Annotated in this window: 13 protein-coding genes and 1 pseudogene; 12 read left to right on the top strand and 2 right to left on the bottom strand. The window is 29.1% G+C overall.

What is annotated here, in order from left to right; translation table 4 throughout:
• The first annotated feature begins 18 nt into the window (after positions 1-18).
• The 10 genes from pgsA to SPLAT_RS02170 all read left to right on the top strand — a co-directional run bounded on the left by pgsA (position 19) and on the right by SPLAT_RS02170 (position 11569).
• Positions 19-678, top strand: a complete 660-nt coding sequence (gene pgsA, locus SPLAT_RS02215; RefSeq protein ID WP_168104775.1) for a CDP-diacylglycerol--glycerol-3-phosphate 3-phosphatidyltransferase — start codon at positions 19-21, stop codon at positions 676-678.
• A gap of 12 nt (positions 679-690) precedes the next feature.
• Positions 691-1482: an SDR family NAD(P)-dependent oxidoreductase gene (locus SPLAT_RS02210; protein ID WP_168104774.1), complete on the top strand. Its 792-nt coding sequence runs from the start codon at positions 691-693 to the stop codon at positions 1480-1482.
• A gap of 15 nt (positions 1483-1497) precedes the next feature.
• On the top strand, positions 1498-1728 hold the full coding sequence (locus SPLAT_RS02205) for a hypothetical protein (RefSeq protein ID WP_168104773.1): 231 nt from the start codon (positions 1498-1500) through the stop codon (positions 1726-1728).
• A gap of 90 nt (positions 1729-1818) precedes the next feature.
• Positions 1819-3174: a glycoside hydrolase family 68 protein gene (locus tag SPLAT_RS02200; RefSeq protein WP_168104772.1), complete on the top strand. Its 1356-nt coding sequence runs from the start codon at positions 1819-1821 to the stop codon at positions 3172-3174.
• Positions 3175-3239: 65 nt separating this feature from the next.
• Entirely contained in the window at positions 3240-3554 is a 315-nt protein-coding gene (locus tag SPLAT_RS02195) for a hypothetical protein (protein WP_168104771.1), read from the top strand.
• Positions 3555-3671: 117 nt separating this feature from the next.
• Complete coding sequence (frr, locus tag SPLAT_RS02190) at positions 3672-4217, top strand: ribosome recycling factor (RefSeq protein WP_168104770.1); 546 nt, start codon at positions 3672-3674, stop codon at positions 4215-4217.
• 29 nt (positions 4218-4246) lie between these two features.
• Positions 4247-5203, top strand: coding sequence for a phosphatidate cytidylyltransferase (locus SPLAT_RS02185; protein ID WP_168104769.1), 957 nt, complete (start codon positions 4247-4249; stop codon positions 5201-5203).
• A gap of 13 nt (positions 5204-5216) precedes the next feature.
• The gene (locus SPLAT_RS02180) at positions 5217-6326 is read left to right on the top strand and encodes a M50 family metallopeptidase (protein ID WP_168104768.1); all 1110 of its coding nucleotides are present in this window, start codon (positions 5217-5219) and stop codon (positions 6324-6326) included.
• A 29-nt stretch (positions 6327-6355) separates the two neighbouring features.
• Positions 6356-10741, top strand: coding sequence for a PolC-type DNA polymerase III (locus SPLAT_RS02175; RefSeq protein ID WP_168104767.1), 4386 nt, complete (start codon positions 6356-6358; stop codon positions 10739-10741).
• Between the two features lie 39 nt (positions 10742-10780).
• A complete protein-coding gene (locus SPLAT_RS02170) occupies positions 10781-11569 on the top strand; it encodes a Pr6Pr family membrane protein (protein WP_168104766.1) in 789 nt (262 codons plus the stop codon).
• 22 nt (positions 11570-11591) lie between these two features.
• On the opposite strand, the gene SPLAT_RS02165 is transcribed toward SPLAT_RS02170, so the two are convergent.
• Positions 11592-11903: a single-stranded DNA-binding protein gene (locus SPLAT_RS02165; protein ID WP_168104765.1), complete on the bottom strand. Its 312-nt coding sequence runs from the start codon at positions 11901-11903 to the stop codon at positions 11592-11594.
• 79 nt (positions 11904-11982) lie between these two features.
• Entirely contained in the window at positions 11983-12306 is a 324-nt protein-coding gene (locus tag SPLAT_RS02160) for a holo-ACP synthase (protein WP_168104764.1), read from the bottom strand.
• Positions 12307-12408: 102 nt separating this feature from the next.
• Here SPLAT_RS02160 and rnhC point away from each other — a divergent pair, with 102 nt between their 5' ends.
• Positions 12409-13284 carry a ribonuclease HIII gene (gene rnhC / locus SPLAT_RS02155; protein WP_168104763.1) on the top strand — a complete coding sequence of 292 codons (876 nt, stop codon included), beginning with the start codon at positions 12409-12411 and terminating at the stop codon, positions 13282-13284.
• A 127-nt stretch (positions 13285-13411) separates the two neighbouring features.
• Positions 13412-14593, top strand: a pseudogene (locus SPLAT_RS02150) (arginine deiminase); the annotation flags it as partial.
• Positions 14594-14716: the final 123 nt, after the last annotated feature.

The raw sequence follows: 14716 nt of genomic DNA, 5'->3' as shown, positions 1-14716 counted from the left end.
TTTTTAGGGGAGTATTTAATGAATTTGCCAAATTCTATTTCATTAGTAAGAATATTATTGATTCCAATTATTTTAGTTTTGATGCTAGTTAATTGAGATCAATCAATTATAAGTGGTAGTTATGAATTGCCAGTTGCTTGATTGTTAGCTGGAATTTTCTTTGTCATCGCAGCAGTATCTGATTACATTGATGGTTACTTAGCGCGTAAGTTAAATCAGGTGACAACATTTGGTAAGTTTTTTGATTCAATTGCTGATAAGTTACTAACAAATTCAGTGTTGATTGTTATGAGTTATCTTGAGATTGTCCCAATTTGGCTTACTTTAATTTTAGTTATGCGTGATTTTTTAATTGATGCGTTAAGACAAATCTTAGCAAGTAAGCAAGTTATCATGGAAGCTAATTGATATGGTAAATGAAAAGCTGCTTTTCAAATGTTTGGGTTGACATTGTTGTTCTTTGTTAGTTATCAGCATTTTAATGGTAGTGCAACTGGAAATGCTCTTTATGATCAATATGGTGTTGTTAATCAAGTAGTGTTGATTCCGATGTATCTAACATTAGCTTTAAGTCTTTATAGTGCTGGAGTTTATTTTTATTTAAACTATCATTACTTATTAAGTGGTGAAGCTAAGAAAAGTACTAAAGTTAAGAAAACTAAGAAATCAAAAAAATAGGAGTAGAAAAAAATGAAAGTTTTAAATCAATGAGCAGTAGTAACAGGAGCTTCGAAAGGATTAGGTTACGCCTATTGTCAAGAATTATTAAAAAAAGGCTATCATGTTCTTGGAGTTTCAAGAAGTGCACAGAATATTTTGGCCTTACAAAAGCAGTATCCAGAATTAAAAGTTAGAGCATGTGATTTGGATTTATCAACTATTGAGAATGTCTACAAACTTTATGATCTAACAAAAGAATTAAATGTTACTTTAGTGATTAATAATGCTGGTTACGGAGTTTTAGGAAAATTTCAAGATAGTTCATTAGATTCAGAGATAAATATGTTGACATTAAATATTGATGCCCTTCATATCTTAACTAAATTATTTACGCAAAGATTTTTACGATTCAACTATGGTCGTATCATCAATATCGCTTCAATGGCTTCGTTTACTCCTGGACCAGGGTTTGCTAGTTACTATGCTTCAAAAGCTTATGTTCTACGTTTGTCGACAGCAATTAATTATGAGTTGAAAGCAGAGAAAAGCAAAGTGCGTGTTATTAGTGTTTGTCCTGGACCTTTAAAGACAGGCTTTTGAGATCGTGCCAAACCTAGTGAAGCTAAGCAAGAATATAAGTCTGGTGTGCCAGTGATTGCTGTTGATGTTTACGCACAGAAATCTTTAAATAAGGCTTTAAAAGCAAAAAGAAAAAATTATATCTTAATTGGCTTTTGAAATCGTGTTATGAGATTTTTTATGGCAGTTTGTCCGAAAAGTTGATCTTTAAAATTACTTTATAAATATCAAGTTAGCCGTTAGAAAGGTGTAACTTTTATGACAAGAGCAGGATGTATTTTAATCTTAATTGTTTTTATCTTTGAGTCAATTTTCATCATTCCACTATTATGGACAATTCCATCCTTTATGGCAATTTCACGCATTAACAATGGTTTGGCAGGACCTAATGATAAGATTCTTGTTGCGGTTTTGGGAATTGTTTTTGGAGGAATTTTAGGAATCATTGGCGGCATCTTTATTTTAGTTAGTTCAAATCAAAGCAACTAATAAAAAAACTTATTAAATTAATTTAATAAGTTTTTTTATTTTTATTAATTATGATTATAATTAATTTAAGTGCTTAAAGGGGGTACAATTATGAAAAAATTATTAAGTTTATTAGCGGCGCTAACATTAGGGTCAACAGGTACTTTATCTGTTGTTGGATGTGGACCAAATAATATGAATGATAATGCTCAGATGCAAACTTATCGTTGAACTGAAATGCAAGCATCAAAAACAAGATTTACTAGTGAAAAGTTAACTCCAAAAATTGATTATTCAAATAAAACAGCATTTATTGAAAATTATGATATTTGAGATAGTTGAGCACTTTTAACAAACGATGGTAGTGTTGCAGTAATAGATGGATACATGTTTTGATTTGCTTTATCAAAACCACTGGATGGTTCAGTTGCTAGCAAGATTATGTTCTTTTATTCTAAAACAGGGTCAAATTGAGTTTCAGGTGGCTATGCTCTAGCAGAAAATTTAATTGCAGGAACTGAAGAATGATCTGGTTCAGCAATGTATGATGAACAAAGTGCTACAATCAACTTATTTTATACAGTTTCAAATTATACATTTGGTGCTAATTGAAATCAAAGAATTGCTTTAGCAAAAATGAAGTTAGTTTTAAGTGAAGGCAAACCTTCATTTGAAAAACCTTATTATCACGCAATTATTGCTGATGCTGATGGCGATTTATATCAAACTCATGATGATGCAGAAGCAGAAAAATATGACAAACAAAAATGAGCTTTTCGTGATCCATTTTATTTTAAAGATCCAAAAACAAATAAAGAATATCTATTATTTGAAGGTAACACAGGTAAGTTGACAGGAAAAGAAAATGAACGATTAAGTGAGTACACAGGTGGATTTAAAGATTATTCAGAAGATTATGATTTTGAAAGATCTAATCATGCTAATTCAGCAATTGGAATTGCAGATTTAGATTTAGTACAAAATAAAGTAACTTTATTAAACCCATTATGAGCTTCTAACTTAGTTTCTGATGAAACAGAACGTCCAGCAATGATTTATAATGCTGAATTTAATCGTTACTATTTATTCACAACAACTCATGGTTACTATAATATGAATTTAGCTGCTGAGTTAAATAAAAAAGATAGTTTACATGGTTTCACAGCAAAAAATTCTTTATTTCAAGCAATGACACCAATTAATGGTGATGGTTTAATTTTATATTCAAATGCAGAAAAAGATGAAGATGATCAATGAAATGCTGATTACTCTTATGCTTGAGGAGTTTTAAAAGATAATAAAGAAAGTAACTGCTTGTTGACTTTAGCTTTCTCTAATTTTTCTTCACAAGGAAATGATAGTGAATTAAAAAAATTAAGAGGAGCAGCACCAACTTTAGGATTAAAAATTGATGATGATAAGATTGTTCTTGATTTTGAATTACTACCAGCACAAGTTGTTAGATAGTTAATAAAAAGGTTTTGATGCTCTTTAATGTATAATGATAGTAGCAATTTATAGGGGTAGAATAAATGATAGGTGCTTATGTTAATTCTTGACAAGAAGCTTTAGTAACATTAGTGATATTGCTGTGAGTAGCATTTATTTTTTGTGGAACTTTAGTTGGATTATGATTATGTCGAGACAATAATAAATGAGGTATTTTAGTTGCTTCAATTGCGCTACCAATTATTGGAACAGCTGCTGCTTTAGGAATTATGCAAGTGAAATATAAAACTGTTGATAAATGAGTTAGTCATATTAAGCAAAAGAATAAAAAACAAAAAACTAAGAAACATAAAAAAGTTAAAAAAACTAAAAGCAAGAAAACAAAAAAGCGCCGTTAGCAAGGCGCTTTTTTCTTTTATTTAAATTTTAATTGAGATTTAAATGTATTTTTCGTTTAATTGCTTATATAATTATCTATAGTTAAATTTATTTATAATATTATTAAAGGAGTAGAAATGGAAGCGATAATTTTAGAAGCAACCAATTGTATGGATCACGCCATTCAGAATTATGAAAAAGAAATTAGCAAAATCAGAACTGGAAGAGCTAATCCTAATATTTTAGATAGCATTAAAATTAATTCTTATGGTGACTATCAACCTTTAAAATCTTTAGCTTCAATTAAAGTTGTTGAAGCAAGACAGTTGGTTATTAAGCCATATGATCAAAATTCAACTAAAGCAATTGCTGAAGCATTAAATAATGCCGATTTACAAATTCAAATCAATGTTGAAAATAGTAATTCAATTCGTTTGATTTTTCCAACTTTAACAGAAGAGGTTAGAAAACGATTAGTGAAGGACTTAGCAAAAGTTACTGAAGAGTATCGTGTCAAGGTTCGTAACTGTCGAAGAGATTCAATGCAGAAGGTGAAAGTACAAAATTTACCAGAAGATAGTGCCAAAAAAGTTGAGCAAGATATTCAAAAATTAACTAATAAAAAAGTTGAATTAATTAACACAATCGAACAAGAAAAAGTAGCTGACTTAATGAAAATTTAGTTCTTTTGCTAGATTAGGAGTGCTAAGAGATGAAAGAGAATTTAATTAAAAGAAGTATTACTGGTTGCTTTTTAGCAGTTGGTGCTGTTGTTTGGATGTTTATTGGATCAGTTTATCTAACATCAACTTTTGGTGACAAGCCACAATGATCAGCATATACTTTTATGGTAATTAATACTTTATTGTTTAGTTGAGCAATGTATGAGATTGTTAAGTTGCGAAAAGCATTAAAGTGAAGTATTTGAATTAAAGCATTAATTTTTATTATGGGTCTAATTTTACTTTGAATGCCAGTTGGTGATGAAACATTTGGACCTTATATCTATAATAATAAATGATTTCAATTTTGAATAACTTTAATAATTTATATCTTTTTCATTTTGCTTTTAGTTGCAATCAGATTTTCTGTTAAGAATTTCAGCACTAATGATTTAGTGTTTGTTTTGTTTTGAACATTTTATTTAGTGTTTGTTTTTAAAGGACTTAATTTTTTAATGTTACAAAGTCAAGACGCTAGACAATTAGGTTGACCAACACTTTCTTATATCTGAATAATTGTTTTAAGTAGTGATATTGGTGCTTACTTTGGTGGTTCATTATGAGGTAAGAAACCACTAGCACCAAAAATTTCACCAAAGAAAACTTGAGAAGGGGCTTTTAGCGGATTTGTTGTTTCAGTTGTTTTAAGTACTGTCTTGGTAGCTTTACTTTTAGAATTAGGAAACTACAATCCACTACCAATCTATCAAGGTCCACATGGTAAGCTACCAGTTTATATTGCTTACATTGGCATTTCTTGTATTTTAAGTTTCATCAGTCAAGTTGGTGATTTGTTATTCTCTTATTTAAAACGTAATCATGAAGTAAAGGACTTTTCTAATGTTTTTCCTGGTCATGGTGGGTTATTAGATCGTTTAGATGGATTTTCACTTGTTGTGTTGGTAACATATTTTCTTACTTTCTTATTGATGACAGGTATTTATTAAGGAGAAATAATTAATGATAATTTTTTTATCAATTTTAATTGGTTTAGTGACAATTTTATTTTTAATTACGATTCATGAGTTTGCTCATTTTATTGTTGCTAAACTTTCTGGAGCGTATGTTTACGAGTTTTCAATTGGGATGGGTCCCAAACTTTTTCAATGAGGAAAAAAAGAAACTCGTTACACTGTTAGATTGCTACCTTTAGGTGGTTATGTTTCAATTGCTTCTGAGATAGTTGATCCTCCAAAAGGAAGAGAAGAAGAAACAGTTGAAGAAAAGCAATTAATGGAAAATCTTCATCGTGGCAAGAAAGCATTATTTATCAGTGCTGGAGCTTTGATGAATTTATTGATTGCTTTTATTTTATTGATGGTGGGCTATGCGATTTTTCCTTATAAGCAAGATTTAAACTTAGCGCCAACATTTACCAATTATGGTCCAGTTAGCGAGGCAGTTGTTCAGTACAATCAAGAGCATGAAGATAACATAATAGTTGATGGTGATGTTATCGTTAAAATTAAAAATATTAATAAAATTGGTAGTGATGCAAATATTGCAAATTATTATCAATTAAATGATTGAATTCAAAAAAATAATGTTAAAAGTGATGAAAAAGAACCTTTTATTGAAATTACTTTTAGTGCTGGACAAATAGTATCAGGGATTGAACCAAAATCAACCGATAATTATTTTCTTGGTGTGACAGCAAGTAGTCAGTATTTAAATGCTGGACAAGTGATTGGATCTGGCTTTGTTGATACATTTAAAAATAGTTATAGTGTCTTACAAGCATTAGGAAAAATGGTTACTTTTCAGTGGGGTGAATTAAGTGGACCAGTTGGAATTATTAAATCAACTAGTTCGTTTTTAGATCCTAATTTGTCAACTCAGCAAAGTTTTAGCACTTTTTTCCGTTGAACTTCGTTACTTTCTGCTAACTTATTTTTATTAAATATGATTCCAATTCCTCCTTTAGATGGCTATAAATTTGCTGAGAATGCTGTTGAGGCAGTAACACGAAAGAAATTAAATCCGAAATTTAAAATAGTTGTTAGCATTATTGGAGCATTATTATTCTTAGGTATTTTTATTGCTATTACGATCAAAGATATCTGGTTTTAAGGTAAAATATTTAAAGAAAGGTCGAAGACATGGTTTCAAAAGAGTTATCAAAATTTTTTCAAGCAATAGAATTTAATGATCATTGATCATTTTTTTCTAATAGTAAATTTAATGTTCAGTATTATCATCATAATCAACAAGCAATTATTAATTTGGAGATTAGCAAATTTCTGCCAGTAAAAGTGCTAGCAGAATTAGAGCAAAAAGTAAAAAAGATGGAATATAAGCTTCGTTTAGAATTTCGTGTTCTTGAAAGTAAGTATGATTTTGAGTTGATTAAAGAATACTTTGATTACATTAAAATTTATAAATTACATTTGTTAGCAGGAATTTATGCTGACTTACCTTTTGATGCTTTTACTTATAAGGATAGTAATTTAATTATTAGAGTTCCTAATTCTACAGCAGCAAAATTAATATCAAAAGAACTTTCAAGTTTTGTTAATTATTTTTCTCGCTATGGTTTTAAAAATTTAAAGATAAAAGTTAATAGTGATTTGTCACTACCTGAATTACCTAGTTTAGATAAAGAACTTGCAGAAGAACTAACAAAAGTAAAAGTTAGTTCTTCTGCTTCACGAACACGAACAACACGTTCTTATGGTTCTTACAACAATAGTAAAATTGATTTAGTAAACGAAGAAAATACTCATAAGATTGCTGAACTTATTGGTGATGAAAGTGATGTATTTAATAGTGTTGTTGTGACAGGTACTGTCCTTAAAATTACTAAATTCTTCACTAAAAATAAAAAATGATTTTATACATTATTAGTTACTGATTACGAGCAAGCAATTTCTGTCAAGGCATTTCTTGCCACACAAAAACAAGAAACTTTAGTGATGTCAATTAAAGAAAAAGATACGATTAAAATTTATGGCCAAGCTAAGTATGATACTTATGCAAAAGAGCATGTTTTATGATTGAATGATTTTGTTGTGGTGCCAGCATTGCAAAAAACAAGAATTGATAGTGCAAAAGAAAAAAGAGTAGAGTTTCATGTTCATACTAAGATGAGTGCGATGGATGGAGTTAGTGATGCTAGTCAGTATGTTCAAACTGCTGGACAATGAGGTCATAAAGCAATTGCCTTTAGCGATCATTTAAACTTACAAGCCTATCCAGAAATTTATGCAACAGCTAAAAAGTTTCCTAATCTTAAAGTAATTTATGGAGTTGAGATGGATTTGGTTGCTGATTTTAATATTGTACACAATGCTAATAATGGTAATCTTGATGATTTAGAATATTTAGTTTTTGACTTAGAAACAACAGGTCTTTCAGTGAACTATCATGAGATTATTGAATTTGGATATGTTGTGATTAAAAATGGTGCAGTGATTGAACAAAATACGATTTTAATCAAACCAGAGACTCCAGTAACTAGTCACATCACAGAACTAACTAGTATTGATAACGAGATGTTAGCTGATAAACCAATGTTGAAAGATAAAATTAATGAAATTAAAGCAATTCTTGCAAATCGAGTTTTAGTTGCGCACAATGCTAATTTTGATATGGGCTTTTTAAAAGCTGCTTTTAAAAAATTTGATTTTCCAGTATTAGATAATCCAGTTGTTGATACTTTACAATTGGCACGAGTTTTAAAGCCAGAATTAAAATATTATCGTTTGGGTACGGTTTGTCGTGCTTTTAGTGTTAAGTATGATAGTGAAACAGCTCATAGAGCTGATTACGATGCTAATGTGTTAGCACAAGTATTTTTAAAGATGTTAGTTAAGATCAAAACTGAACAAAATTTAGTAGAGCTAACAAACTTTAAAGAATTATGTGAAGAAAAAATTACTAATAAAGTTCGTGGTGAACATATTACTGTTTATGCTAAGAATCAAACTGGATTGAAAAATCTCTATCAATTAGTTTCAGACTCACATACTTCATATTTTTATAAGACGCCAAAAATTGTTAGAGAAGCACTTGAAAAGTATCGTGACAACTTATTAATTGGTAGCGCTTGTGTTAATGGTAGTGTTTTTGAAACAGCTATGAATAAATCAACAGAAGAACTAATTGAAAAACTAAAATGATTTGATTTTATTGAGGTGCAACCACCTAGTGTTTATCGACATTTAGTATTGCGAAATAACCTTACTGAAACACAATTGCATGAAGTAATTAAAAAAATTATTACTTGTGCCAAAGAAATGAATAAAATTGTTGTTGCAACAAGTGACGCACATTATGTTGAACCCTATCAAAAAATTTTCCGTAGTATTATCATCAACAATAAAGGAATTGGCGGTGTTGCTCATCCATTGTTTGATTATAAAAAACAAGACTTAGAGTATCCAGATCAACATTTAAGAACAACTAATGAAATGCTAGCAGAGTTTAGTTTTTTAGCAGATGAAGCACTAACTAAAGAAATTGTTGTGACGAACACTAATTTACTAGCAGATCAATTTGAAAAAGTTGAAGCAATTAAGAGTGGATTGTATACGCCAGAAATTGTTGATGTTGATAAGAAATTGCGTGACTTATGTTTTACAAGAGCATGAGAGTTATATGGTAACCCGCTACCAGAAATAATTGAAAATCGTTTGAAAAAAGAATTAGATGCTATCATCACACATGGGTTTGCAGTTGTTTATTGAATTGCTCATAAATTGGTAGCTCAATCTCTTGCAGATGGTTACTTAGTAGGTTCAAGAGGTTCAGTTGGTTCTTCTTTAGTGGCAACTTTAGCTAACATCACTGAAGTTAACCCATTGCAACCACATTATCTTTGTCTACAATGTCACTATTGTGAATTTGTTACAGATGGTGTTACTAAGTGTGGCTACGATTTATCTGAAAAGTTATGTCCTAAATGTAATATTGAACTAACAGTTGATGGTCATGATATTCCGTTTGAAACTTTCTTAGGGTTTGATGGTGATAAAACACCTGATATTGATTTGAACTTTTCTGGTGAGTATCAATTAAAAGCTCATGATTTTACAAAACAAATGTTTGGTGAAAATAATGTTTTTCGTGCTGGAACGATTTCAACAGTTGCAAGTAAGACTGCTTATGGGTTTACTAAGAATTTTGTTGATCAAACAGGATTTAAAAGTAGAAACGCAACAATAGAATGATTAAGTGAAGGTTGCACTGGAATTAAACGAACAACAGGACAACATCCAGGTGGAATTATTGTTGTACCTAAGAAATATGACATCACTGATTTTACACCAATTAATTATCCTGCTGATGACACTAGTTCAACGTGAAAAACAACTCATTTTGATTTTGAAGCAATTCATGACAATTTATTAAAATTAGATATTTTAGGTCATGTTGATCCAACTGCCTTAAGAATGTTACATGATCTAACAGGAGTTGATCCAAAAACAATTCCTAATCATGATGATAAGGTTCTGTCTTTATTTTCAAACTTATCTGCTTTAAATATCACTAATGAAGATTTAAACGGTGAAAATACAGGAGCAATTGGAATTCCTGAGTTTGGCACTGGTTTTGTTAGAAAAATGCTACTAGCAACTAAACCTAATTCTTTTGCTGAATTGGTACAAATTTCTGGTTTGTCTCATGGAACAGATGTTTGAATTAACAATGCTGAATTATTAATTGCTAAAGAAGGACTAAAATTAAAAGATGTGATTGGTTGTCGAGATGACATCATGACATATTTAATGTATCAAAAGTTGCCTGCTAAAGTTGCTTTCAGTATTATGGAAGATGTAAGAAAAGGTAAGGGCTTGAAACCAGAATATGAAAAATTAATGCAGCAGCATCATGTTCCAAATTGATATATTGATTCTTGTAAGAAAATTAAATATATGTTTCCTAAAGCTCATGCAACAGCTTATGTTTTAATGGCTTGAAGAGTTGCTTGATACAAGGTTTACTACCCTCATGAATACTATGCAACTTACTTTACTACTCGTGCTGATATTTTTGATATTGAAACAATGCTAGCAGGTAAGAGTGCAATTGCAGCAAAATTAAAAGACATCAACAATCGTTTAGGCAAAGAAAGTATGAGGTCGAAAACATTATCTGCTACTTCATCAGTTAGTCAAAAAGAAAAAGACTTAGTGCCAATGTTAGAAGTTGCTTTAGAAATGTATGCTCGTGGGATTAGTTTTGTTAACTTGGATATTGAAAAATCAGAAACAAAAACTTTTCAAGTTGTAACAATTGAGAAGCAAAAATTTATTCTTCCAGCTTTTATTGTTCTGGATGGATTGGGAGAAGTAAACGCACAATCAATTGTTGAAGCAAGAAAACTTGCTGCTTTTAAATCAATTGAAGATTTAAGAGAGCGAACAAATATTACAAGAACTAATTCAATTCAATTAAAGGAATTGAAAGTTTTAGCGCACTTGCCTGAGACAACAGTCGTTGAACAAGAAAATGTTTCAAAAACAGAAGAAGTTGTTTTACAATAAATACTAGTAATTAATTTAATAATTGAAAGAAGAGAGATAATGAATTTTAAAATTAGTAGAAGGGCAAGTTTTTATATTTACCTATCAGCACTACTTATGTTATTTCTCTTTTTAGTGATTGATTTGATTATGGCAATTTATTTTCCAATTGGTGTTGCTAAACAATTAGGAGCTGGTGAAAGAGTTAGTCACTATTATTCATTCTTTACAACACAAAGTAACTATTTAGTAGCAATTTATTTTGCCATGGTGCTTTATTATTCGCATTTTAAAAGAATACTACCGATTTTTCAAGTTAGATTAGCTGTAACAGTTTACATCACAATTACAATGATAATATTTTGAGTTGGTCTTTTTAATCAAGTGCAAGATATTGATAAATATGATGTCTATCATTGAATTAACACAATGATTTTACATTTAGTGATGCCAATTATTATGATTATTAATTTTGTCATGACTTCAGGAAAAGAAAGAATTGCCATTAAAAAATGGCATCAGAATTATTTATGATTAATTGGTTTGTATCCAGCAATTTATTCAATTGTTATTTTAATTAGAGGTCACTTACGTTATTTAGATAGTAAACCTGAAGATACTTGATATCCTTATTTTTTCTTTAATATTGATCAGCCATATGGTTGGTTGATTGCTACTGCAGCAATAATTATAATTTTTGGTTTGGTATTTGGTTTACAATATTTTTATATTTCAATTAACAACTTAATGTTTGATCGTAATCAAAAACAAAGAAAACGTTTAGAGACTTACTATGCTAAGACACTAGCAAAATTAAGAAATAGACCAATTAAAAAAAATAAGAGTTAAATAGCTCTTATTTTTTTAATATTTATTCAATGTAGGTAATTTTATCAGCAATGATTTCAGTATAATAAAAATCATTTGTTTTATTACTAAAAGTTTGAATTCTTCCTTTAAGACCTAAGGTTACTCCTGGTTTTAGTAATTCTTTAAGTTCTTGACAATTTGCAAGTCAAGTTTTGATTGTGATGTAGTCTATTTCATATTCATTTTGATGATTTTTAAATGGTCTTTCAATTGCTAAAATAAACTTGGCTCATTTTGTTGGTACATTGTCTTTTGTTGAAACAGCTTCTGGTTCAGAAATTAATCTGCCAACAAGAATTACATTATTAATCATAGATTTATTCCCTCCTTAATTTAAATTATAGGAGCAGAAAATTTAATGTCATGCAGATTATTCCATTTATAAATAAATTTTAGTGACAAATAGCAATTGCTACAACATTAGTTTGATTGTGAGAAAGTGACAAACTAATTTGATAGTCTTTAATTTTTACTGTCGGTTGTCCATATTCGTTTTCAGTGATATTAATTTGATCAAAAACAAGATGTTCTGATGGTAGTGCTTTATAGATTGCTTCTTTTAAAGCTCATTTACTAGCTAAAAATTGTTTTTTACTAAACTCTGTTGCTAAAGTTTGAAACTCTTTTCATTCTTCTTGACTTAGATAACGTTTAATAAATTCAGGTTTTAATTGCATACGATTAATTTCAATAATATCAATACCAACATTTTTCATTAAAAACTCCTTTAAATTTAAATAGTTTCGGTTCAAATTGACTATTTTTATTATATAATATAACTTAGTTAAATAAAATTTTTCAATTTAAGGAGCTAAATAATGATTTTTTATTTGTCAAAAGAAGAAAAAGAAAAAATAATTAATCATTATCGAGAATATGAGATTGATAGTAAAAATATTCATGCTCAAAAAGTATATAAATATAATAATTTAACAATTACATTGTATAAAGAAAAAGTTATGTTTCAAGGGCCATGATCTGAAATTATTACTGAATATCGTGATTACTGATATATTTTTGATGAAAAAGAAACTTTTGTTATTGGTAATGATGAAGTTGGTACAGGCGATTATTTTGGACCAATTGTTGTTACTAGTTGCTATCTAGGTTCAGGAATGTTAGAAAAATTACGTCAATTAGGAATTAAAGATTCTAAATTATTGGATGATAAAACAATTTATCAATTGGCTAATACTATTATGAAAATTGTTCTTTTTGAATCAGTTGTGATTAATAATCGTAAATATAATCAATGAATTGAACAAGGATATAATGCGAATGTTATTAAAGCATGAGGACATAATCAAGTTTTAGTAAAAATTTTACAACATAAAAATAATATTGAAAAAATTGTGATTGATCAGTTTGTTGACAGCAAATTGTACTATAAGTATTTAGAAAATATGGAAGCTAATAAAAATCGAATTGTTAGAGATAATGTTTATTTTACTACTAAAGCTGAAAGTAAGTATTTAGCTGTTGCATGTAGTGCAATTATTAGTCGCTATTTATTTTTAGAAGAAATTAAAAAAATTAGTGAAGAAATTAAATTAGTTGTTCCTTTAGGAGCAGGAAAACCAGTAACTGATTTTTTTAATAATAATAAAGATATTTTGCCTAAAGACTTAAATAAATTTCTGCTTCGTCATACAAAATATCATTTTGCTAATACAAAATTAATCATAAAAAAATAAGAAAGTAACTTTTTTCTAAACAAAATCATTTCTCAACAAAATTTTCCATTTAATTATAAAATATATGTGTAGAAAAATGCAGCATATATTTTTCTTTATAGTCAAAAAATTATAAGGAGGGTTTTTAGTGAGTAAACCTATTAGTACTAATCCAATTAGTGTCTTCTCAGAAATTGGTAAGTTAAAATCTGTTTTAATTCATCGTCCAGGTGATGAAGTTGAAAATTTAACGCCGGATTTGTTAGAGGAACTATTATTTGATGATATTCCATTTAAAGAAGTCGCAATTAGAGAACATAATGCTTTTGCAGAAACTTTAAAAAATAATGGAGTTGAAGTTTTTTATATCGAAGAACTAGTAGCAAAAACATTAGATGAAAACAAAGATTTGAGAGATGGATTTATTGATAAATTTATTTCTGAAGCAAATATCAAACCTGAATATAAAGCTAAATATCGTAGTTTCTTAGTTGAGAAACCTAATTTAGAGATGGTTAAGCATATGATTGCTGGAACTAAAAAAATTGAATTAAGTATCAAAGATCAAGATCCTTATCCATTTATTACTAATCCACTACCAAATATTTTATTTCAAAGAGATCCATTTGCTAGTATTGGTCATGGTGCAACAGTTCATAAAATGTGAGCAGTGACAAGAAATCGTGAAACACTTTTTGCTGACTTTGTTCTTAGAAATAATATGATGTTTAAGAATAAAGTGAAATTTTATTATGAAAGAACAGATAAAGCACACATTGAAGGTGGAGATATCATGGTTCTAAATAAAAAAACTTTAGTTGTTGGAATGTCACAAAGAACAGAAATGGAAGCAATTGAATTATTAGCTAAAAGACTTTTTGAAGATTCTGATGCTAGTTTTACTCATGTTGCTGTGATTGATTTGCCTAAAGCTCGAGCTTTTATGCATTTAGATACAGTTTTCACTAATATTGATTATTCTACTTTTATTGTTCACCCATTGATTTTTAACTATTTAGATAAGTTTAATCTTTGAGAAATTACTAAAGAAGGAAAGAAAAAAGTTGATAAAAACTTACAAGTTTATTTAAGTGAGTTAGTTGGCCAAAAAGTAACCTTAATTAAATGTGGGGGTGAAGATGAGATTGCTGCGGGTAGAGAACAATGAAATGATGGAACAAATTGTGTTGTTGTTGAACCAGGGAAAGTAATTGCTTATGAAAGAAATCATGTCACAATTGATTTATTGAAAAAAGCAGGAGTAACAGTCTTGACTATTCCTTCATCAGAATTATCTCGTGGACGAGGAGGGCCAAGATGTATGTCAATGCCTTTCATCAGAGAAGAAGTTGATAATTATAAAGAAGAGATTAAAAAAGAAGAAGTCAATAATAATAAGCAAGACTTTAAAAATTCAGCATCTGGAAATTATAATGGACAGATGAAAAGAGAA

It is taken from the genome of Spiroplasma platyhelix PALS-1 (genome assembly GCF_021496725.1).
GTDB classification, from domain to species: Bacteria; Bacillota_I; Bacilli_A; order Mycoplasmatales; family VBWQ01; genus Spiroplasma_D; species Spiroplasma_D platyhelix.
The sequence above is the reverse complement of the archived record's forward strand: the minus strand, read 5'-3'. Positions and strand labels throughout refer to the sequence as shown.